The following is a 22560-nucleotide window of genomic DNA, read 5'->3' as shown; positions in this document are numbered from 1 at the left end:
TTTACCTGAAAATCTTTAAAAAATCCTGACATTTGCATCCTTAAATTACACACAAAATGAAAAAATATAATTTTAGCGCTGGTCCTTGTATATTGCCAAAAGAAGTATTGTTAAAGGCTTCTGAAGCTGTTATGGACTTCAACGGTTCTGGACTTTCACTTATAGAAATTTCACATAGAAGCAAAGATTTTGTTGCAGTAATGGAAAATGCAAGATCATTGGCTTTAGAACTGCTTGACCTAAAGGATAAAGGTTATACAGCGCTTTTTCTACAAGGTGGTGCTAGTTTACAATTTTTAATGGTCGCTTATAATTTGCTGGAGAACAAAGCAGGGTATCTTAATACAGGTACTTGGAGCGATAAAGCAATTAAAGAGGCTAAATTGTTTGGTGAGGTTGTTGAAGTAGGTTCATCTAAAGATGAAGATTTCAAATATATTCCTAAGGGATATACCGTGCCAAAAGGCTTAGATTATTTACACCTTACTTCTAATAATACCATATACGGTACACAATTCAAAAAATTCCCAAAAACTGACGCACCATTAATTTGCGATATGAGTTCTGACATCTTCTCTAGAAGTCTAGATTTCTCTCAATTCGATTTAATATACGCTGGTGCCCAAAAGAATATGGGACCTGCAGGTACAACCTTGGTTGTTGTTAAGGATGATATTCTAGGCAAGGTTTCTAGAAAAATACCCTCTATGCTAGATTATAAATCGCATATATCAAAAGATAGTATGTTTAATACTCCTTCTGTATTTGCTGTTTATACATCCATGCTTACTTTAGAATGGCTTAAAAGCCGTGGTGGTATTTCTGCTATTGAAGAAGAAAATGAAAAGAAAGCAAGATTATTATATTCAGAGATAGACTTGAATCCTGTATTTGAAGGATATGCAAATATTGAAGATCGTTCTTTAATGAATGCTACATTTAATATCACCGATGAAGTTTTAAAATCAACTTTTGACGAGATGTTAAAAGAAGCTGGTATTAATGGATTAAATGGTCACCGTTCTGTTGGTGGTTATAGAGCTAGCATGTACAACGCGCTTTCTTTAGAGAGTGTTGGTGTATTGGTAGATGTAATGAGTGAAATGGAACGAAAAGGATAAAATAGAAATTTTCTAGTTCCGTAATTAATATTTCGCTCAACAATTAAATTTTAGTAAAACATATGAAGATATTAGCGAATGATGGTATTTCTCAAAACGGTATTGCCGCTTTAGAGAAAGCCGGTTTTGACGTGTTAACAACCACTGTTGCTCAAGAACAGTTGGCTAATTATATTAATGATAAAAAGGTAGATGCTTTATTAGTGCGTAGCGCAACTAAGGTTAGAAAAGAATTAATTGACGCCTGCCCTACTCTTAAATTAATAGGAAGAGGTGGTGTTGGTATGGATAATATTGATGTTGATTACGCAAAAGCAAAAGACATTCATGTTATTAATACCCCTGCAGCGTCGTCAGAATCTGTTGCTGAACTGGTCTTTGCACATCTTTTTGGTGGTGCTCGTTTTTTATACGATGCAAATAGAAATATGCCTTTAGAAGGTGATAGCAATTTTAAAGGGTTAAAAAAATCTTATTCTAAAGGTACTGAACTACGAGGGAAGACTTTGGGTATTTTAGGCTTTGGCAATATTGGTCAAGCTACAGCAAAGCTTGCTATTGGGGTGGGTATGAATGTTATATATTTTGATCCAGAAGTTAAAGAAACTAATATTGATCTTTCTTTCTTTGACGGTCAAAAAATGACTTTCGATTTAAAAAGTAGCAAAAAGTCAGATTTACTTGAAAAAGCCGATTATATATCATTACATATACCGGGGCAAGATAATTATGTATTAGGTAAAACCGAGTTTGCTCAAATGAAAAAGGGTGTCGGTATTGTAAATGCTGCACGTGGTGGAGTTTTAGACGAGGTTGCCCTTATTGAAGCTTTGGAAAATGGTTCGGTATCATTCGCAGGATTAGATGTTTACGAATCAGAACCAATTCCTGAAATAAAAATATTGATGCATTCAAGCATATCACTATCACCACATATTGGCGCCGCAACACTTGAAGCACAAGAAAGAATAGGCTTAGAATTGGCAGAGCAAATAATTTCATTATTAAAATAGGTGCTCAATACCTTATAATGTTGACTCTTTTTCGTATTTTACAGCATAAACATTAAATTAACTATTACAATGGCAGGATTATTAGATTTATTAAATAGCCCAATGGGGCAACAATTAATAAGTGGTGTAGCAGGACAAACAAATCAACCTGAAGATAAAACCGCAAACGTACTTAGTATGGCAATGCCATTAATTCTAGGTGCTATGAAAAAGAATGTATCAACACCAGAAGGTGCTCAAGGTTTAATGAGTGCTTTATCTAGTAAACATAGTGGTGGCATTTTAGATAACTTAGGCGGTCTTTTCGGCGGTGGTGTTGATGACAGCGTTATGTCTGATGGCGCTGGTATTCTTGGTCATGTCTTTGGTAACAAGCAACCACAGGTTGAAAGTGCTTTGAGTGCAAAATCTGGATTGGACGCTGGTTCGGTTGCTCAAATATTAAAAATAGCAGCTCCTATAGTAATGGGCTTTTTAGGGAAGCAAACAGCACAAAGTAACGTTAGCGACAGTAATGGTATGAATGCCTTACTTGGTAGCATGCTAGGTGGACAACCACAAGAAAACCAAAGCTTAATAACAACTTTATTAGATGCTGATGGTGACGGTAGCATCTTAGATGACGTTGCCGGTATGGTAATGGGAAGCAATAAAAAACAAGGTGGTCTTGGAGGTCTTTTAGGAGGTCTTTTTGGTAAATAAGATTCTAAACCTTTTAATATAAGCCGTTTGCTTTTGCAAGCGGCTTTTTTTGTATCTTATATTCTATGAAAAAGAATACATTTTATAGTTTACTGATTTTAAGTGCTACTACTCTATTATTTATAAACTGTAGCACAACAAAAGACTCTTTGTCCATTACCGAAAGTGAAGAAAAAACCTTTAAACAAGTACAAGAAGATACCATTACAATTTCTAGTGAAAAAACAGAATATGAGATTATTATAATTGAACCTGGCTTTACTACTTGGCTAAGTTCAATTGCAAAACCTGAGGGATACTATTCTCAAAATTTTCTTGAAAACAGAAATAACATTATGGTATTAGAATGGAATAATAGGGTATTACAACCTTCTCGGTTTAATCCAAATTTATATGAACTTCGCATAGATTATTCACAGCAAATAGATTACGGTTACGAGGTTAATTACAAACTCTATAATTACTTCATATATTTTCAAAGAAAATACAATCAACGCCTAGGACCTTTTGTACCCCGTATTTAAAAAGTATATTTGTCGCTTTTAATACTAGTCATGCAAAAATTAAAAGAGCGCTGGGGTGTAACCAGTAATTTTCAATTAACCATCATCTTTATTGTATTTGCTATTACAGGTTCATCTTCTGTTTATGTAGCTAAACCTTTTTTAAATTTAATTGGCCTACACCAAGCTAATTTTCCAGATGTTTGGTGGGGAAGTACTTTATACTGGATTTTGCGAATTCTATTAATTTTTCCCTTTTATCAAGTACTATTGGTAATTTACGGGTGGTTATTTGGTCAATTTAAATTCTTTTGGACATTTGAAAAAAAGATGCTTAAAAGAATTGGGCTTGGATTCTTATTTTAATTCTTTTTGTTAGGTTTTATTTAACATTCAGTTCTACTTCTTTTAGTATTTTAGCGAAGTGAAGAGTTCAATATTTACATATATTTCTGTATTTATCCTGCTTAGCTTAATGCTAATCAAGGTGACTTCTTTTCATGTTTATACTCATCAAGACAATACCGTAGATACTATAGAGAACTGTAGTATTTGTGATTTGGCCGTTCAGAATCAAAATTCTGAATTTACTTTCGTAGCCATTTTAATGCTAGTCCTTTTATCGGTTATTATTTTTACTGGTAAAAAACTATCGCCTTTGGTTTTTGAGGCACCTTCGTTTTATTTTCAGTATGCCATATTTGGTAGACCTCCTCCTTTCAATTAGTATACTTTCCAATAATTAAATCGATTTAATTTTAAATCGATACATACTCGCGTAAAACTTATATAATGAAATATTATTTATATGTTTTCGCAATCTTTTGTAGCTCATTTATTTATGCTCAAGATTGCAATTCAATATTACTAGGAGAAATAGTTGATTTCCATGACAACAGTACGTTGAGTGGAGCAACTATTAATATCACAGGTAAAAATCTTTCAACAGTTTCTAAAGAAAATGGAAAATTTACTTTTAAAAACTTGTGTGATGGAGTTTTAGAATTAGAAATATCACATCCAGAGTGTACTACCAAATTTGTTACCGTAACAATAAATGGCAATACTTTTTCGGAGATTAGGCTAGAACACCATTTAGAAAAGCTAAATGAGGTAAAAGTAATTGGTGATGTTCCCAAAAGCACCAATTCTGCACAAGAGAATATTTTATCGGTAAAAGATATAGAGCGAAATAGTGGTAATAGTTTAGGCGATGCACTTAAGAAAATTGTAGGTGTATCAACATTAAATACTGGTGGTAACATTGTTAAACCAATAATACAAGGTTTAAACGGTAGTAGAATCTTAATTCTAAACAATAACGTTCGCATGCAAGACATGGAGTGGGGAGAAGAACATGCCCCAAATGTCGATGTCAATGCTAACCAAAATATTAGTGTCATTAAAGGCGCTGCAGCAATTGAATACGGTGGTGACGCCATAGGCGGAGTAATTGTATTAGAACCGTTACCTGTTATTAGAACAGATTCTTTGTTTGGTAAAACACAATTAAACTTATCGTCTAATGGTCGTGGTGGTAATGTTACATCTTCGTTGACCAAATCGTATAAGTCTGGTCTATATATTAAAGCCCAAGGATCATATAAAAAATTAGGAGATTTAGAAGCTCCAGATTATATACTTTCAAACACCGGTATCAACGAAAGTGGTTTATCTCTAAATGTTGGAAAGCGCGATTTTAAACAAGGCTGGGAGGGCTATTACTCGTACTTTAATTCAGAGATTGGTATATTAAGGGCCTCTCATATTGGTAATGTAGATGATCTAATAAACGCTATTAATAGTGATGTACCTAGTGTTATAAATGATTTTACTTATGATATTACCCAACCCTACCAAGAGGTAACCCATCATTTAGGAAAACTTAGTTATTACCGAAGATTTGAAGGTTTTGGAAAATGGACCACACAATATGATTTTCAACAAAATAGAAGGTTTGAATATGATATTCGTGTAGGTGATGATGCAGATAAAGCATCATTAGACTTGAAACTGACAACACATTCTATTTTAACCAATATAAAATTTGACGCTAAAGAAGGTTTTGACCTCAAGGTGGGCGCGTTAGGTAGATATCAAACTAACTTTGCAAATCCTGATACAGGTGTAAGAAGACTGATACCTGATTACGACAAATACGATTTCGGACTATTTGCAATTGGTAGCTATGAACTAAACAAGGATTGGACGTTAGATGCAGGTGCTCGTTATGACTTTAGCAGAATAGATTCAAAAAAATTCTATAGAGTTTCACGATGGGAAGAACGTGGATATGATGTAGATTTTGCAGATATAATTATCGAAGACTTAGGCACACAATTACTTGTTAATCCTGTTTTCGACTACCATAATTTCTCTGGTACTGCAGGGTTTCATTATGAATTAAATGACAAAGATCATTTACGTTTTAATTATGCATACTCCCAAAGGGCACCCAATCCTTCAGAATTATTTAGTGACGGGCTACACCACTCTGCAGCACGTATAGAATTGGGCGATTTAAGAATTAAGAGCGAGACGTCATCTAAACTCTCTGTATCCTTAGAAAGAAATACCAGTAAATGGGGCTATACTTTTGCTCCTTTTCTAAATAGTATGAGAGACTTTATACTTGTTGAACCAACCGGTGTAGAATTTACTATAAGAGGTGCTTTCCCCGTATGGTCTTATCGTCAAACCGATGCCATTCTATTGGGTGTTGATGCATCCTTATACAACAATTGGTCTTCGAAAGTTAGAACAGACCACAAGTTTGCATGGGTAAAAGGTACTGATACAGAAACAGACACACCGCTAATAAACATACCTGCAGCCAACTTTACAAATAGTATTACATATACAATTCCTAAATGGAATAATTTTCTTGTAAGTCTAGAAAGTCAGTATGTTTTCGAACAAACGAGATTTCCAGATAATATTGAGGTCTTTTCACCCGAACAGCAAGAAAATGTGATTTTAGATATCAATACACCACCAGATGCTTATCACCTTTTATCCCTTAATACCGAAGCATCTTTTACACTTAAAAACAAAAATGATTTAACTGTAGGTCTTACTGCAAGCAACCTATTAAATACCAATTATCGTGATTATTTAAATCGCCAACGATATTTTGTAGACGACATGGGCAGAAATATAAGTCTACGCTTAATATTTAACTATTAATAATAATTACTAACAAATGAAAACAAGTACAACTATGAGAAGAAACAAAACCTTAAAAACAGTTTTAGCATTAAGCTTAATGGCAACAGTTTTGACATCATGTTCTAGTGATGATGATACGCCAGAAATAGTAAACGAAGAAGAAATTATTACTACAATGACGGTTACCTTAACAAGTGCTGATGGTACTGCAACATTTCAATCTCAAGATTTAGATGGAGATGGACCAAATGCTCCTGTTATTACTGCAGATAATTTAACTGCAAATACAATCTATGTAGGTAGTATTGAGCTATTGAACGAAACAGAAACTCCTGCAGAAGATATAACAGAAGAAGTAGCTGAAGAATCTGATGAACACCAGTTTTTCTTTAGCCTAACCGGTTCTCTTGCAGAAGTTGCTTATACCGATGAAGATGCTGACGGAAATCCAATAGGACTTGAATTTGAATTAACTACTGGCGATGCAGGTTCAGGTACCATAACTATTACTTTACGTCATGAGCCAACAAAACCAAACGATGGTAATTTGACAGAAGCTGGAGGAGAGACTGACATTGCTCAAACTTTTACAGTAGTAGTAGAATAAGAAAAAATTATTAATATTAAAAAAGCCTTTGAATTTCTATTCAAAGGCTTTTTTAATATTTTCTATTCTTCTAATTGATACCACTCTATATCTGTCAACACTTCTCTTCTACCCTTTTTTCTGGGAGGATAATTAGTGACTAGATAATTAATTATCACTTCTTCATTCTCTCCCAAATCCCAAAGGTTTTGTGTTTCTTGCATCCACTTAATAGTCGATTTCCAGCGCTCTTCATCCATTCTATTTTGTATAACTAACTTAGAAGAATGGCAATTAGTACAATTTTGGACAGTCTCCATCATACCAGGTGCTTCAACAAAACCGGTACGAACATGAATTCCATTTTCAATCTTATCAAATTGATCATCCGTTTCAGGTAAAACTACTATTTCTGTTTTGGGTTCATCATCTCTTAATACTGACAAACTTGGGTCCACCATAAAATAGACTAATATGATTGCGCCAATAGCAATTACTGCAAAAATCAATAATATTTTCCGATACAATTCTTGAAATGCTAATTTCAGCTTTTCATTAGTATGCTTTTTCATCTATGCTATTTTTACAGCTATTCTATGACAAGCATTATTTAAATATCCTTTGGGATTCCAACCTGGCAATAACATTGGCTGGCTAACACCATTTGAATCTGTTGCTCTAGCCCAGACTTCATAGTAACCTTCTTGTGGAAAAGAAATCTTTGCAGAAAAATGTTGCCATGCTAATCGATTGGCTGGTTTCTCAATTGTACATACCTTCCAAGTAGCACCAAAATCTATAGAGTATTCCATTTTAGAAACTTCTAGCTCACCAGCCCACGCATGACCTCTAATATTTAATTTTTTTTCAAGAGAAAGTGTTGCTCCAGATTTAGGATATGTAATTAGGGATTTCACAGGCATAGATTCAATAATACACATATCTTCATCTGCCACTTTTTCTCCAGGCGCAACCGGTTTACATGGTACTCTGTAAGCTGTTCCTGTCATTTTAGTACCATCATGCACTATATTCCTAATACTTAAACGTTGCAACCATTTTCCTGAAACCGATGCTGGCCAGCCACCAGCAATTACACGCAACGGATAACCATGGGCTATAGGAATATCTTCACCATTCATTTTAAATGCAAGAATAGTTTCATCTTGCAATGCCTTTGACATTGGTGCCCCTCTAGAAATAGGCTCTTTATTTGGATCTCTACTCAAATGAACGTCTGCTGCATGATAACCAAAATATACTGCATCCTCTTTAATACCAACATCCTCTAAAACATCACGCAATCTAACTCCTGTCCAACTAGCGCAATAAACAGCACCAATTGTCCATTGATTACCTTTTGCCGGAGGATCAAACTCGCTTCTACCATTACCACCACATTCTAATGTAAGTTGATAGGTATATTGCTTAAACTTCGATTTTAATTCTGAAAGTGAATATGTTTTTTCTTGTATAACCGACTCCCCATCTATGGTAAGAGTCCAGTTATCAACATCTATATCTTCAGGTATGAGTCCGTTATTTCTTATGAATATGGACTTGTTTGGAGTTATTTTATCATCTAAAAGATGTGCTTGAGCTTCTATGTTCCAAGGCTTGTCGTTAAGTACCACCATATCCTTGTCCTTATTGAACAATTTAAATGGATCTGTATCTTGTAAAGCTACAGGAACGTAACCATCTGGCATTAAATCTTTAAATACGATTTCTACACCTAATAAGGCAGCTAAACCACCTAAGCTAGATTTGGCAACAAAACTTCTTCTCTTCAAAACGTACGTAATTTGAGTTAAAGTTAAGGTTTTTGCTAAAAATAAAAGTATGCTTTACACTTCTATTGTTTGTCCTTTTTTGGCTCCCTTAAATACATAAGTATATAACCACATTAAGGTAAAAGAAGGTATTATATCAAAACCTGGGATAATTTCTTCAACGAAAGTAAATATACCGGCAGCCTGCCCTACTTTACCCTTATACATACGTGTCATTAACCATGCGGATAATGGAGCCCATACAATATCAGAAAATTCCCCTACAAAAGGTATTACAAAAGACAGCATCCCGATGCCGTCAAAAAGCAAGCCCATTAATAGTTGCTTGTATTTTTTATTTTTTAAAATTGACATACTTAAAAATTAGTTATTCTTTATAAAGAATGCAACAAAGATGCCAAAATTTCAAAATAAACAAAAGGTAGTTCGTCTCTTAATTAAGAAAGTTTAGCGCTTATCAACTTTAAAAATTCATTTCTGGTCTCTATTTTTTCAAACTGACCTCTGAACCCTGAAGTAGTAGTTACAGAATTTTGTTTTTGAACACCACGCATCATCATACACATGTGAGAAGCCTCAATTACAACCGCTACTCCTTTAGGTTTTAATGTATTGTTGATACATTCTAAAATATCATGTGTAAGGCGTTCTTGCACTTGTAATCTTCTTGCAAAAACATCAACTACTCGTGGTATTTTACTTAGCCCAACTATATGACCATTAGGAATATACGCTATATGAGCTTTTCCAAAAAATGGTAACATATGATGCTCACATAAAGAATAAAGTTCAATATCTTTTATAATCACCATATCATCATATGATTCTTTGAACATTGCACCTTTTAATATTTCAACTGCATCTTGCTGATACCCCTGGGTTAGAAATAACATAGCCTTTGCTGCACGCTCAGGTGTTTTAACCAAACCTTCTCTTTCCACATCTTCACCAATTTCATCAATAATAGACGAGTATCTACTTTTTACTTCATCGGTAATTTCAAGATTGTATTCTTCTAAGTTTTTATAAGGGGACATAAAATGCATTTAATGTTTAACCTAATTAAATTTAGGTTGAACAAATTTAGTATATTCTTTCATCATGAAACATAAAAATATCATAAATAGTTAAGATTACATTATAACATAAAACTATAAAGTACCATTATCAACTAGCTAAAGAAGTAAAAGAGAAATTCTATTTTTAACGTGCTTCTTTTTGATTAATTTTGAATTTCAACGAATTAGTATTAAAAACAAACCCTTCACATGATAAAAGCTTCTAACATTCATAAATATTACGGAGAATTAGAGGTTCTAAAGGGAGTTGACCTTCACATTAAAAAAGGAGAAATTGTTTCTATTGTTGGCGCATCTGGGGCAGGTAAAACAACTTTATTACAAATTTTGGGCACATTAGATATTCAGTCCAATAGAAAAGATAGCACCCTATTGATCAACAACATAGAGACAACTAACCTAAATGATAAAGATCTTGCTAAATTTAGAAATGAACATATTGGATTTATCTTTCAATTTCATCAATTACTACCTGAATTTACAGCAATAGAAAATGTTTGTTTACCTGCATTTATCAAAAAAACACCTAAATCTGATGCTGAAAAAAGAGCAAAAGAGCTTTTAGATTTCTTAGGTCTATCTCATCGATATGACCATAAACCATCAGAACTGTCAGGTGGTGAGCAACAACGAGTTGCAGTGGCACGTGCCTTAATAAATAATCCTTCTATCATATTTGCAGACGAACCAAGTGGTAATTTAGATTCTGAAAGTGCAGACAATCTTCACAAACTGTTTTTTGAATTAAGAGAAAAATTTGGTCAGACTTTTGTTATTGTTACGCACAACAGTGAGTTAGCTGAAATGGCAGACCGTAAATTAACCATGGTAGATGGTAAAATTGTAGATAAAGAAATCATTTTAGCATAAGCCAAAACACATGCTAAACGAACTTTTATTATTTGCAAAGCAACCTGTTTACATGCGGGATGCGAATACATCTATAACACATAAATTAAGAACCTTTGTTAAGTTATTGGTCTTGGCATTGTGTGCAAGCATCATACTTTTAATTATCGCCAGTGTAGTAGAAAATATATTTCACCTAAATTTAGGTAAACATGCTATAGATGATCTGTTCGAAAATTATACGGTAATGATGATCTTTTTCCTAGCCGTAATAATAGCCCCTTTTTTCGAAGAACTCTTTTTTAGAGGACCACTTGTCTTTTTCAAAAATTCGAAATTATTTAAAATTGCTTTTTATTTATTTACAGTTCTTTTCGGGTTTATGCACATAAGCAACTTTGAAATGACCAAGCAGGTACTTCTATTCTCTCCACTATTAGTAGCGCCGCAAATTAGTGTTGGTTTTCTTTTGGGGTATATTAGAGTACGTTTTGGTCTTATTTGGTCTATGGCTTTACATGCCTGTTATAACATGGTTTTAATCGTCCCCGTATTGATCATGCAACTATTAGATATCCCTATTGAATGACAAAAAGTGAATTAAAAATATTTCTTGATGAGAAGGTTGTTCAGTATAATAATCCTGAATTCTTAGAAACTGACCCTATACAAATACCCCACCTCTTTAATAAAAAAGAGGATATTGAGATTAGTGCTTTTTTAACAGCAACCATTGCCTGGGGCAATAGGAAAAGTATCATTAATAATTCTCATAAGCTAATGGACAAAATGGGTCAAAGCCCGTATGATTTTGTGATGAATTACTCAGATGATGATTTAGAAAATTTAGCCGGTTTTGTACACAGAACATTCAACGACATTGATTTAACCTTTTTTATACAAAGTCTTAAAAACATATATACCAAACACAATGGTTTAGAAGGTGTTTTTACAAAACATCAAGACCGTGATTCACTACAGCCTACTATTTCAAAATTCAAAGAAATATTTTTTGAAATTCCGTATGAGCAAAGGACAACCAAACATGTTTCTGACCCCTTAAAAGGATCTGCTGCTAAAAGAATAAACATGTTTTTGCGATGGATGGTAAGGGATGCATCTACACACGTGGATTTCGGAATCTGGAAAAACATCAGCCCCGGTAAATTATCTTGTCCTTTAGATGTACATTCTGGAAACGTAGCTAGAAAATTAGGTATATTAAAACGTAAACAGAACGACGCTAAAGCTCTAGCAGAATTAGACAAGAACCTAAGAAAACTGGACCCTTTGGATCCAGTTAAATATGATTTTGCATTATTTGGATTAGGAGTTTTTGAAAAATTCTAATTGTTAGTCTTGTACTGCTGATCCGTCAATGTTTTCATAAAAGCAATAATAGCTTTAGATTCTATATCGGTTAAATTCAAAGAATCTGAAGGTAAGGTCTGTAGCGGCACATCTAACCCCATACCTTGACCACCGCCCACATTGTAAAACTGAACCACTTCTTCTAGAGTTTCATATACACCATTATGCATATAAGGTCCTGTCAATTCTACATTACGTACAGTTGAAGTTTTAAAGAAATGTTTCTTTTCATTTACCTCATAAGGAAAAAATTGACCTAAGTCATCATCTAACACAGGATTGTCAAAACTAGCGTTTTTAGGAACTCCTAGATTTTCAAACTCCGTCTCCATATACTTAGGAGGTACGGTACCATTAAATGCCGGAGGGAAATGACAGGTTGCACAAGCTGCCTTGCCCATAAATAAATTAAATCCGTTAATTTCTTCAGTAGTCATCGTATCTTCTAAATCATTCATATTTCTGTCAAATTTCGAATCGAATGGAGCAAGACTACGAATGTATGTAGCTATAGCATTTCTAACATTCATATTTGTTATTTGCCCATCATACAAAGCAGCAAACAGATTTTTATAATTAGGATTCTGTTGTATTTTTTCTTCTAATTTATTTAAATCTATATGAAATTCATTTTCATTATTGGTTACACCAACTATTTGGTCCTCAAGACCATCTGCCCTACCATCATAAAAAAGCGAACGTTGGTAAACTGTATAGGTTAATGTTGGCGAGTTACGCTGTAATTCTTCACCATTAACACCAATTGCTTTTATATGACCATCAGTAAAAGCTTTTTCCTTGATATGACACGTTGCACAACTAATAGTTTCTGAACTTGATAAAGATTGATCATTAAATAATTGTTGCCCTAATGCTATTCTTTCGTCAGTAATTTCAGGTGATCTTTGTAATGAAAACATCTTCATATTGAAGAAATTTTTATCAAAAAGGTTTGATATTTCCGGATTTAAAGAACGAGAAGTACTTAAGTCAATATTCCAATCTTTAGCTGTTTCATTTACTAATTTAAGTTGATTATTGGTATGCTCTTTTATAAAGTTATAACGGTTAAAATCATCGAAATTTGATTTTTTTAAAACTTTTATGGCTGACGAAATTTCAATTTTCCATTGTCTATAAAGTTCTGTATTAGAAAACGCGTCTTTATAAATTTCGATAATATTATCTAAAGACTCATAATTATAAACCGCTTCGTTTAATGAATTCGCCAACATTGGGGAATCAAATCCTGTAATTCCCTTCGCTGCTATGTTTACAATAGCATCACGAATCATTTTAAGATGATGTCGATCTCTTTGGGTTATAAGAATATGGTTCTTTTTTACGAATGGTATTCTAACTTTTAAATATGTTAAGACAGAATGTAACTCTTTATTCGAAATACTATCCTCTGAATACAAAAGCTCCTCCAAAACTTGATAACTTTTAGGGTTTTGGATTTTTATATCTTGATAATCATCTATCTCAACCTTCAATAAATTCGGCGCGTTCATAGAAAGATAATTTTCATAATCATAAGCAATAAGCATAGGCTCTACCCTCTTGTACCATTCCCTACTTTTTAAAAATAGTTTTTTGTTTTTAACTAGAGAATTCAGCGTATCAATTTGAAGCATATAGTGCGAAGTACTATCTAATGTGGTAAAATAGTAATTACGAATAGCATCATTAAACATGGATTCTTTATCATTTGACACCATTTGTTTAGATGTAATCTTACTATCATTACATGATATTAAAGAAACAAATAGTCCAATAAAAATTAATATAATTTGTAATGCCTTCATAGTACTAGAAAAAAATTTGTGAATAGAAAAGGTTCCCTTAATTGGGAACCTTTTAATATGATATTATAAAAATATTTATCTAGGTAAACCTGTCAATTTAAAAAGAACGGATCCTTCTAAAGATGCACTACCCTCACTAATTGCAGTTGGATCAACAAATTTAAGTCCGTCTGCTCTTACGGCTGTCTCGGGTGTTGTACTGTAATTCCATCCATGAACTTGAGCACCACCAATAAAAGTTGGTTCAGAAGCTCCAATTATATCAGTTACATCAAAAAGACCTGTAATTTCCCACATACTGGTGGTATTACCAATTCCTAATCCTGCAGCAACAGTTTGGTTACATTCCATAACTTCAACAAAAGCACCTGTATTCAAATCTAATTGCCAAAGTTTGGCAAAACCTGTTATATCAGCATTTAAGTCTGCATACCCATTTGGATCTTCTTGTATATATGCATAGTTTTCTGTAACCATAATATTATCAGGAGAGTGCATACCGTCACCTTTACCACCTTCAACATCACCATCAACAACTACCGTTAAAACTGCATCGCCAGTAGGATCATTTTCATTAAGCTCTAATTTGTATACACGACCAAAACCTGTACCTCTAAGGTTTAAATCTGGATTATCTCCACGAATTCTACCAGTAGCATTAAAGTAAACTTCCCTGTTAGCTTCTGCAGAACCTCTTCTCCAATCAATATCTTCAATTCTCTGAAAACCAATAGCAGAAAGATCTATTGCTTCTTGATTTAGCTCATCAATTGTTCGCTCGCTAACCTCTACCCACTCAACATCGTAAGCAATATCTTCAGCCATACCCATTTCAAATAACTGTCCGCCTTCACCAGGTAAAGATTCAATAGGATTTTTACCTCTAAGTACATATAATTTACCACCATATAAATCTCCTCTAGCACCAACATACATTCCAAAATGAGCTTGTGGGTAGGTATTATCGCTATGGTCATCACCCATGAATATAACAGTTTGCGAAGTGTATGCATCTTTACCAATGGCAACGGCATTTTCCGTAGACCATTCGCCCAAGGCAGGTAATCTTTCTACCTCTACTCTATTCTCTTTAGCTCTAAATGGATTTACTTTATAAACACCCTTGGCATTTCCGCCCCATTCACCACCAGAAAGATATAAAGGTCCAAAACCATGCTCTTCAACCGTAATTGCAGAACCAGAACACATAGCTGTAAAGGCAGTTGCCGTAGAGTTTACGATATAATCTCCTTGTAGTGGCTGAAGTTCAGAATTCAACATTATTCTCGCTATTGAATAATCTGCTTCTAAATTATTAATTAATGCATAGTTACCGTCTTCTGTTGGAAATAATGCTGCACCATCCATATAAGAACCATAAACGAAAGTAGAATCTGATTCTAAAATATCGGCAGAAGACATAATCATATTCAAATTCGCAGAACCTGCAAACGCGCCTTTAAGTTCAAAAATTTCATTTGGTGTTACAGAACTGGTTAAAGGTATTGACTCTGACAAGGTTAAATCTTGCCCATCCGCACCATCTGAACCATCTGCTCCATCGGCGCCGTCTGCACCATCAACACCGTCAATACCATTGGTACCATCAACACCATCTTCTCCATCACAGCTCATTACGGCCATTCCTAGAAAAGAAAGAAACAATGCTTTAATTAGTAAATTTTTTGATTTTTTCATTATCAATATAGTTTTTAGGTTATAAAGTCCAAAACTATACCGACAACCTTTTAGAAAGGTTCACTGAAAATTAGCAATTAATGAACAGAAGTTTATGCTTGTGTTAAGATGTAAATTTAACTTAAAACCATGGTAATCAAAAGATAAAATAAAAGTTAACACACCAATTAAACAATTGATTACAAGTAAATTAAGAAACTATACCTAAATTACCTAGAGACAGCTTCTGTTCTTTTCCTCCTTCAGAAATAGATTTGTAAATAGCCTCAACGATAATCATATCACGTTTTCCCATCTCGCCTGGTGCTATATTTTTAGAACCCGTAAGAATATGCTTTGAGAAATCATCCATTTGCAGAGCCTGTTGCCTTTTGTGCGGAAACTCTAATATATTACCGTTAGAAGTTATACCACTTATTGGGCCATAACTATGTGCAGGGTCAAGTTCAAACCAACCATCACTACAATGCACTTTTAACCTGTTACCATTCGCATTATGTGAAGTCATCATATGCGCCACTGCTCCATTCTCAAATTTAAATTGCGCGGTAATGGTTTCATCAGTATCCTTAAAATAATCTGGTCTTGTACTAAACTCTTGAGCAGAAACAGATATAGGGTTTTGACCTGTGCCATAAATGCTGGTTTGTATTGCATAAACACCCATATTCATTAATGCACCGCCACCAGATAATTTTTTATTTAATCGCCATTGATCAGGGTTTCCTTTAGAGATGTAACCTGCATCTGAAGAAACAAAAAGAACATCTCCAAAGGTTTTCTCTTTTACGAATTTTTTCACCTCTTTGGTATATGGGTCACTTTGCATTCTATAGCCCACAGAGAGTTTTACATTATTCTCATTACAATAATTAATAATGGCATCGCACTCTGCAACACTAATAGCCATGGGTTTTTCACAAATAACATGTTTTCCTGCTTTGGCAGCTCTGATACAAAAATCCGCATGCATACTATTGGGTAATGCTACATAAACAATATCAATTGTATCATTTTTTACAATAGCATCAAAATTATCATAGTTATATATGCTTTGCTTTGGTATATTATACTTCTCTTTCCAAATTGATTCTTTCTCCTTAGTACCAGTGACAATTCCTGCCAAATAACAATGTTCCGTTTCCTCTAACGATGGCGCCAATTGATAAGTACTATAACTACCTAAACCTACAAGAGCTATTCCTAACTTTTTATTCTTGTCACTCAAAGTAAATGCATTTGCCATTGGTAAGTTTCCTAATAATGCAGACCCTAAAATTCCTTTTGTAGCTAAACTGCTAAAAGAGCGTCTTGTAAAATGTTTCATGTATTTATTTTTATGAATAAAAAGTATTGAAAATTAAATAAAAATCAGTGAACGCCTAAATTACGTCGTTAATTTTTTATTCAAAATATCACTAATTTTTAAAAAATAAATTGGCTAATCCTTTTTTAAAGAAGCCTAAATTATCGATATGATATTAACTTAGAAATCAACCTTTTCAGAATATAGATTCAAGCTTTTATTCTTATTTTCGTTATTCAACAGAACCTTATCAAACCATGAAAAAACTTTTACAACTATCTATTTGTCTAGCGACTTCATTTGCCTTGGCACAGTCTAGGGAACTGCCTATAGATACTGTCATTACCTCACAGCACAATGCAACAATTAATGGCACTACATTTTCTTATACCGCACAAACGGGAACACAACCGGTATGGGATGAGAATGCAAAGACAATTGCATCATTACATTACACCTATTACACCAGAAACAATATTAAAGATAGAGCAGCAAGACCCTTGTTAATTTCATTTAATGGTGGACCAGGATCTGGATCAGTTTGGATGCACTTAGCGTATACCGGACCTAGAATATTAAAAATTGATGATGAAGGATATCCCGTTCAACCTTACGGTGTTAGTGAAAACCCACATTCTGTATTAGACATTGCAGATATTGTTTATGTGAATCCTGTAAATACAGGATATAGCCGCACCATACCTGCAAGTGGTAAAGATGTTGATAGAGATAAGTTCTTCGGAATTAATGCGGATATTAAATATTTAGCCGAATGGCTGAACACTTTTGTTACTAGAAATAACAGATGGCGTTCACCTAAATATATTATTGGGGAAAGTTATGGTGGTACACGTGTAATGGGGCTTTCATTAGCGCTACAAAATCAGCAATGGATGTACTTAAATGGTGTAATAATGGTATCTCCTGCAGATTATAAAGTAATAAGAAATAGCGGACCTGTAGCCGAAGCCATAAATCTACCATATTTTACTGCCGCAGCATGGCATCATAAAGCTTTACCCCCTGCGTTACAAAGTAAAGATTTGCTAGAAATTTTACCAGAATCAGAAGCATACACCATTGATAAATTAATACCAGCACTTGCAAAAGGCGGGTTCTTAAGTGCTGCTGAAAAAGATACCGTTGCAGATAAAATGGCATACTATTCCGGTCTAAACAAAAAAGATATTCTTGACCAAAATTTAGTGGTTCCTACATCTTTCTATTGGAAAAATCTTTTAAAGGATAAAAGCGGGCATACCGTAGGGCGTTTAGACTCTCGATACTTAGGAATAGACAAACAAATAGCAGGCATGCGCCCTGACTATAATTCCGAGTTAACCTCGTGGTTACATAGCTTTACCCCTGCTATTAATTATTATTTACAGGAAGAATTAAATTTCAAAACCGATGTAAAGTATAATATGTTCGGACCAGTTCACCCATGGAACAATGATGATGATAATACGAGGGAAGATCTTAGACAAGCAATGGCACAGAACCCATACTTAAATGTAATGGTACAATCTGGCTATTATGATGGCGCTACTACATATTTTAATGCTAAGTATACAATGTGGCAAGTTGACCCAAGCGGCCGTATGAAAGATAGATTTAGTTTTAAGGGCTATAGATCAGGACATATGATGTACTTAAGGCGAGAAGATTTAAAAACAGCAAATGATGATATCCGTGATTTTATTAAGCGAACCATTGCTACAGGTAAAAGCGCCAAATATTAATCGGCACTTACATTTACTTTTCTAAAACACTAGTAGTCATTCCCAACACCAACAATGAATTAATTTCAGTTGTTGCTGTTGGGAATATTTTTTTAGAGCTAAAATCTGCAGTTTTAATAGCATCTTTAAACAACTGCTCCCTCTTGCGTTGTTTTCGTTTTTTGAAAATATCAATGGTGACCCCTACTGTGACCCCTCCTAATACGGTTGCCAATAAATCTTCATTGCTCCATCCTCCATATTGATTCTGATCTATACTTTCTTTTGCCAATCCAATTAGTAAACTACCACCTACAGCACCAATAAAGGTCCAGGTTCTGTCACCATCAGAAATTTCATTGGCAACTCCTGCACCTACTAAACCATATAAGTTTCCTCCTAAAAAGTGAAGTACTTTGTCTTGTTCTATTTGAGAATAGGTGCTATGAAGCGTAAAAAGAAGAATTAAAATTATAAGAATCTTTTGCATACCGTGCAAAGATAAATATTCTAGGCTATGCCACCATTTTAAATTATACCACTATTTACAGGTTAAATACCCATTCGATTTATTTTATATTATCTTAGAATTTCAAAAAAAAATATGGAACTAAAAAATTTTATTAAGAGCCTATCAATCATGCATTTGTTCTTACTTGGAGGGTTAATCATTTTTACGGTTTGGGTTATTCTGCAAATAAACACGTTCAATACCAGTACCAATGGACAAGGTCCTTTTTTATATGCTGTACCTGTCTTTGCTATGCTAGGGTATTTTGGTAGTCAATGGATTTTTAAAAAAATGACATCTAAAATAAAAATGGATATCAAGTTTGAAGAAAAATTAAAAAAATATCAATCTGCACTACACTTAAAATATGCACTTATAGAAATGCCTGCGTTTATAGGACTCTTTGCCTATTATAATACAGGTAATGCATTGCCTCTTGTTATTTCTATATGTCTATTAGCTTATTTAGCAGTGCAAAGACCAAATAAGGATAATATTATAAATAGCATACCACTAACACCAGACGAAAAAAACCAAATTCAAAATACCTAATTAGATATATAAAATGAAAACAGTAAATAAATTAACAATAGCCTTTATGCTAACTTTATTAGGTTTGACTTCTTTGCATTCCCAAGATTGGGCAGATTTAAAACATTTTGAAGAAGCAAATACACTATTATCTGAAACTGAAAATAATGATGACCGTATCGTTTTTATGGGAAATTCTATCACAATTGGATGGTTGAAAAATCGTCCAGAATTTTTTAAAGATAAGCCCTATGTAAATAGAGGGATAAGCGGGCAAACTACACCGCAAATGTTAATACGTTTTAGACAAGACGTGATAAACCTTAACCCTAAAGTAGTAGTTCTTTTAGCCGGAACCAATGATATAGCAGGAAATACAGGTCCTTCTACTTTAGAAATGATAATGGACAATATTAAAGGTATGAGCGAAATGGCACATGCCAATAATATAAAGGTAATTTTGTCCTCTACCTTACCCGCTTATGACTATCCATGGAAACCAGGTTTAGAACCCTCAGGTAAAATAATTGCTTTAAATAAAATGATCAAACAATATGCAGATAAACAAGGTCACATTTACTTAGACTATTTTTCGCAAATGGTTGATAAACGTAATGGTCTACCAAAAAAATATGCTAGAGATGAAGTACACCCAACTGTTAAAGGCTACAAAGTTATGGAGCCTTTAGTTGAAGCCGCAATTGCTAAAGCTTTGAACGAATAGTATTTGATTTAGACTGATTTAAATCAGTAGCTCTTAATTTACTAAACCCAATACGCATTAGAATTTCAACTAAGAATTTAATTTAAATTTGTTGGTATTAAATAGCTTACATACTAGTTAAGATTTGATTATTTTTGAAAAAATTTGACTTATATAAAATGAAAAAGACACTATTCCTATTGGTCGCTACGGCCATTTCATGTAATTCTTCTCAAAAAACAGTTAAAGATGTGGCTACGGAAGCATCTACTGTTGCATCTGAAATTACATACGCAGAATCAATTACAGAAGCAGAATTAAAAGAGCATTTATACATCTATGCATCAGATGATTTTGAAGGTAGAGAAACTGGTCAGCCTGGTCAGAAAAAAGCTATAGCATACATAAAAGCCGAGTATGAAAAATTAGGAATACCTGCAGCAAAAAAAGATGGAAATTATTTTCAAGAAGTGCCTTTAGAAATCAGTAAACTTCCTACTGGAAAATTAAGTCTCAATGGCACAGATTTTACTATAGGCGAACATGTGCTAACATTTACTGCTGCAAACACAACTGCTGAGGAAATTGTATATGCAGCTTATGGCATAGAAGATCCATCATACTCTGATTATAATGATATTGACGTTGAGGGCAAGATTGTTCTAATGAAATCTGGTGAGCCAAAAAATGATGATGGTAACTATACAATTACTGGCACTAATGAAACTTCTATCTGGAGTAACATGTCAGAATCTTTAACAAAAAGAATTCAGATTGCAGTAGATAAAGGTGCAACTGGTGTTTTATATTATGACGCTGATAACTTTAATAGGTTTAAACGTAGGTTTGAATCTATGAAAACTAATAATAGTGGAAGAATGGAAGTTGTTGATGATAACGCTCCTGAATTCTATAGTTTATTTATAGACCAAGTTCTTGCTACTAACTTACTATCTAATATTGAAACAGATAACGAGCCTAAAGTATTAAGTAAAAGCTTACAATTAAGTTTTGAAAGTTCTAACGATAAAATTGCATCTGAAAATGTTGCTGCAATCATTAAAGGTTCTGAAAAACCAGATGAGTATTTAGTAATTTCATCTCACTTAGACCATATTGGTATTTCTGCTAATGGAGATATTAATAATGGCGCAGATGATGATGGTTCTGGTACAGTTGCTCTTTTAGAAATCGCAGAAGCGTTTAAGAAGGCTGCTAATGAAGGTAATGGTCCAAAACGCTCAATTGTATTCTTACATGTAACAGGAGAAGAAAAAGGCTTACTAGGCTCTCAATATTACACAGATGTAGACCCAATTGTTCCACTTGCAAATACAGTTGCCAATCTTAATATTGATATGATCGGAAGAATTGATCCAGCTCGTGAAGGAGACCGCAATTATATTTATTTAATAGGTTCTGACAAACTAAGTTTAGAGCTTCATAATCTTTCTGAAGAGGTTAATAAAAAGTTCACCAATATAGAACTTGATTATACCTATAATGATGAGAACGATCCAAACCGTTTTTATTACAGAAGTGATCATTACAACTTTGCAAAGAACAATATTCCAATTATATTCTATTTTAATGGTACCCACGATGATTATCATAAGCCAAGTGATACTCCAGATAAAATCAATTACGATTTGTTGGAAAATAGAACAAGATTAATTTTTTATACCGCTTGGGAAATTGCAAATAGAGAACAAAAATTAAAAGTAGACTAAAAGTCTTTAGATACTGTAAATGAAGAAGCCTAATAGTTATGGTAACTATTAGGCTTTTTTTATGCGCTATGAATAAGTTAGTAACCAACTCTAAATAAAAAAAGCCTTAGAAATAAATCTAAGACTTTTAGTTTGCTTTTAGGGTGGAAGACCGGGTTCGAACCGGCGACCCTCGGTACCACAAACCGATGCTCTAACCAGCTGAGCTACAACCACCATTTGTAAGCGAGTGCAAAGATAATTTTTTTAAACAGTTCTAACAAATAATAATTTGAAAATTCAATAAATATTTAATTTTAAGAATCATTTATAATAATTTTTCTAACTTCAAGTTTTATCTAACACAACCTATTAAGATTACACCACT

At 33.7% G+C, this 22560-nt stretch carries 23 protein-coding genes and 1 tRNA gene; 15 read left to right on the top strand and 9 right to left on the bottom strand.

From position 1 onward, the window contains the following. Nucleotides 1-56 precede the first annotated feature (56 nt). From serC to P178_RS0114465, 8 genes are all read left to right on the top strand, one after another. Nucleotides 57-1121, top strand: coding sequence for a 3-phosphoserine/phosphohydroxythreonine transaminase (gene serC, locus P178_RS0114500; protein ID WP_027066884.1), 1065 nt, complete (start codon nt 57-59; stop codon nt 1119-1121). 62 nt (nt 1122-1183) lie between these two features. After that, nucleotides 1184-2134, top strand: a complete 951-nt coding sequence (locus tag P178_RS0114495) for a D-2-hydroxyacid dehydrogenase (protein ID WP_027066883.1) — start codon at nt 1184-1186, stop codon at nt 2132-2134. 69 nt (nt 2135-2203) lie between these two features. Beyond that, entirely contained in the window at nt 2204-2836 is a 633-nt protein-coding gene (locus tag P178_RS0114490; protein ID WP_027066882.1) for a DUF937 domain-containing protein, read from the top strand. 65 nt (nt 2837-2901) lie between these two features. Continuing rightward, on the top strand, nt 2902-3360 hold the full coding sequence (locus tag P178_RS0114485) for a DUF6146 family protein (RefSeq protein ID WP_027066881.1): 459 nt from the start codon (nt 2902-2904) through the stop codon (nt 3358-3360). Between the two features lie 30 nt (nt 3361-3390). Then, the gene (locus tag P178_RS0114480) at nt 3391-3705 is read left to right on the top strand and encodes a DUF6787 family protein (protein WP_027066880.1); all 315 of its coding nucleotides are present in this window, start codon (nt 3391-3393) and stop codon (nt 3703-3705) included. A gap of 109 nt (nt 3706-3814) precedes the next feature. Beyond that, nucleotides 3815-4066, top strand: a complete 252-nt coding sequence (locus tag P178_RS0114475; protein ID WP_027066879.1) for a hypothetical protein — start codon at nt 3815-3817, stop codon at nt 4064-4066. Nucleotides 4067-4131: 65 nt separating this feature from the next. Next, nucleotides 4132-6525 carry a TonB-dependent receptor gene (locus P178_RS0114470; RefSeq protein ID WP_027066878.1) on the top strand — a complete coding sequence of 798 codons (2394 nt, stop codon included), beginning with the start codon at nt 4132-4134 and terminating at the stop codon, nt 6523-6525. Nucleotides 6526-6541: 16 nt separating this feature from the next. Further along, nucleotides 6542-7114 carry a hypothetical protein gene (locus P178_RS0114465; protein ID WP_027066877.1) on the top strand — a complete coding sequence of 191 codons (573 nt, stop codon included), beginning with the start codon at nt 6542-6544 and terminating at the stop codon, nt 7112-7114. A 62-nt stretch (nt 7115-7176) separates the two neighbouring features. Here P178_RS0114465 and P178_RS0114460 read toward each other — a convergent pair whose 3' ends face one another. From P178_RS0114460 to folE, 4 genes are all read right to left on the bottom strand, one after another. Next, nucleotides 7177-7665: a hypothetical protein gene (locus P178_RS0114460; RefSeq protein WP_027066876.1), complete on the bottom strand. Its 489-nt coding sequence runs from the start codon at nt 7663-7665 to the stop codon at nt 7177-7179. Next, entirely contained in the window at nt 7666-8886 is a 1221-nt protein-coding gene (locus tag P178_RS0114455; protein ID WP_027066875.1) for a sulfite oxidase, read from the bottom strand. A gap of 54 nt (nt 8887-8940) precedes the next feature. Then, nucleotides 8941-9240 (bottom strand): hypothetical protein, encoded by a 300-nt coding sequence (locus P178_RS0114450; protein ID WP_027066874.1) that lies wholly within the window; start codon nt 9238-9240, stop codon nt 8941-8943. A gap of 83 nt (nt 9241-9323) precedes the next feature. Then, nucleotides 9324-9923 carry a GTP cyclohydrolase I FolE gene (gene folE / locus P178_RS0114445; protein ID WP_027066873.1) on the bottom strand — a complete coding sequence of 200 codons (600 nt, stop codon included), beginning with the start codon at nt 9921-9923 and terminating at the stop codon, nt 9324-9326. A 231-nt stretch (nt 9924-10154) separates the two neighbouring features. On the opposite strand from folE, the gene P178_RS0114440 reads away from it, so the two are divergent. Genes P178_RS0114440 through P178_RS0114430 form a run of 3 tightly spaced genes read left to right on the top strand, consistent with a single transcriptional unit; the run spans nt 10155 to nt 12164 of the window. Next, nucleotides 10155-10835 (top strand): ABC transporter ATP-binding protein, encoded by a 681-nt coding sequence (locus tag P178_RS0114440; RefSeq protein ID WP_027066872.1) that lies wholly within the window; start codon nt 10155-10157, stop codon nt 10833-10835. 10 nt (nt 10836-10845) lie between these two features. Beyond that, the gene (locus P178_RS0114435) at nt 10846-11403 is read left to right on the top strand and encodes a CPBP family intramembrane glutamic endopeptidase (protein WP_027066871.1); all 558 of its coding nucleotides are present in this window, start codon (nt 10846-10848) and stop codon (nt 11401-11403) included. Next, nucleotides 11400-12164, top strand: coding sequence for a TIGR02757 family protein (locus P178_RS0114430; RefSeq protein ID WP_027066870.1), 765 nt, complete (start codon nt 11400-11402; stop codon nt 12162-12164). Before P178_RS0114435 ends, P178_RS0114430 begins: the two co-directional genes overlap by 4 nt. Here P178_RS0114430 and P178_RS0114425 read toward each other — a convergent pair. From P178_RS0114425 to P178_RS22155, 3 genes are all read right to left on the bottom strand, one after another. Further along, on the bottom strand, nt 12161-13993 hold the full coding sequence (locus tag P178_RS0114425; protein WP_027066869.1) for a cytochrome-c peroxidase: 1833 nt from the start codon (nt 13991-13993) through the stop codon (nt 12161-12163). The genes P178_RS0114430 and P178_RS0114425 overlap by 4 nt on opposite strands. Nucleotides 13994-14068: 75 nt before the next feature. Continuing rightward, nucleotides 14069-15691, bottom strand: a complete 1623-nt coding sequence (locus tag P178_RS0114420; RefSeq protein ID WP_027066868.1) for a hypothetical protein — start codon at nt 15689-15691, stop codon at nt 14069-14071. A 190-nt stretch (nt 15692-15881) separates the two neighbouring features. Continuing rightward, a complete protein-coding gene (locus P178_RS22155; RefSeq protein WP_036146909.1) occupies nt 15882-17018 on the bottom strand; it encodes a Gfo/Idh/MocA family protein in 1137 nt (378 codons plus the stop codon). A 236-nt stretch (nt 17019-17254) separates the two neighbouring features. On the opposite strand from P178_RS22155, the gene P178_RS0114410 reads away from it, so the two are divergent. Continuing rightward, nucleotides 17255-18739, top strand: a complete 1485-nt coding sequence (locus P178_RS0114410; RefSeq protein ID WP_027066867.1) for a S10 family peptidase — start codon at nt 17255-17257, stop codon at nt 18737-18739. A gap of 13 nt (nt 18740-18752) precedes the next feature. On the opposite strand, the gene P178_RS22150 is transcribed toward P178_RS0114410, so the two are convergent. Beyond that, a complete protein-coding gene (locus P178_RS22150) occupies nt 18753-19208 on the bottom strand; it encodes a hypothetical protein (RefSeq protein WP_177214972.1) in 456 nt (151 codons plus the stop codon). 114 nt (nt 19209-19322) lie between these two features. On the opposite strand from P178_RS22150, the gene P178_RS0114400 reads away from it, so the two are divergent. The 3 genes from P178_RS0114400 to P178_RS0114390 all read left to right on the top strand — a co-directional run bounded on the left by P178_RS0114400 (nt 19323) and on the right by P178_RS0114390 (nt 22193). Further along, nucleotides 19323-19781 (top strand): hypothetical protein, encoded by a 459-nt coding sequence (locus P178_RS0114400; protein WP_027066866.1) that lies wholly within the window; start codon nt 19323-19325, stop codon nt 19779-19781. A 13-nt stretch (nt 19782-19794) separates the two neighbouring features. Then, nucleotides 19795-20484, top strand: coding sequence for an SGNH/GDSL hydrolase family protein (locus P178_RS0114395; RefSeq protein ID WP_027066865.1), 690 nt, complete (start codon nt 19795-19797; stop codon nt 20482-20484). Between the two features lie 158 nt (nt 20485-20642). After that, nucleotides 20643-22193 carry a M28 family peptidase gene (locus tag P178_RS0114390; RefSeq protein WP_027066864.1) on the top strand — a complete coding sequence of 517 codons (1551 nt, stop codon included), beginning with the start codon at nt 20643-20645 and terminating at the stop codon, nt 22191-22193. A 141-nt stretch (nt 22194-22334) separates the two neighbouring features. Here P178_RS0114390 and P178_RS0114385 read toward each other — a convergent pair. Then, a tRNA-His gene (locus P178_RS0114385) sits at nt 22335-22410 on the bottom strand. Between the last annotated feature and the right edge of the window lie 150 nt (nt 22411-22560).

This window comes from Maribacter sp. Hel_I_7, assembly GCF_000688315.1.
Taxonomy (GTDB): Bacteria; Bacteroidota; Bacteroidia; order Flavobacteriales; family Flavobacteriaceae; genus Maribacter; species Maribacter stanieri.
This window is presented reverse-complemented; position numbering and strand designations above follow the sequence as displayed.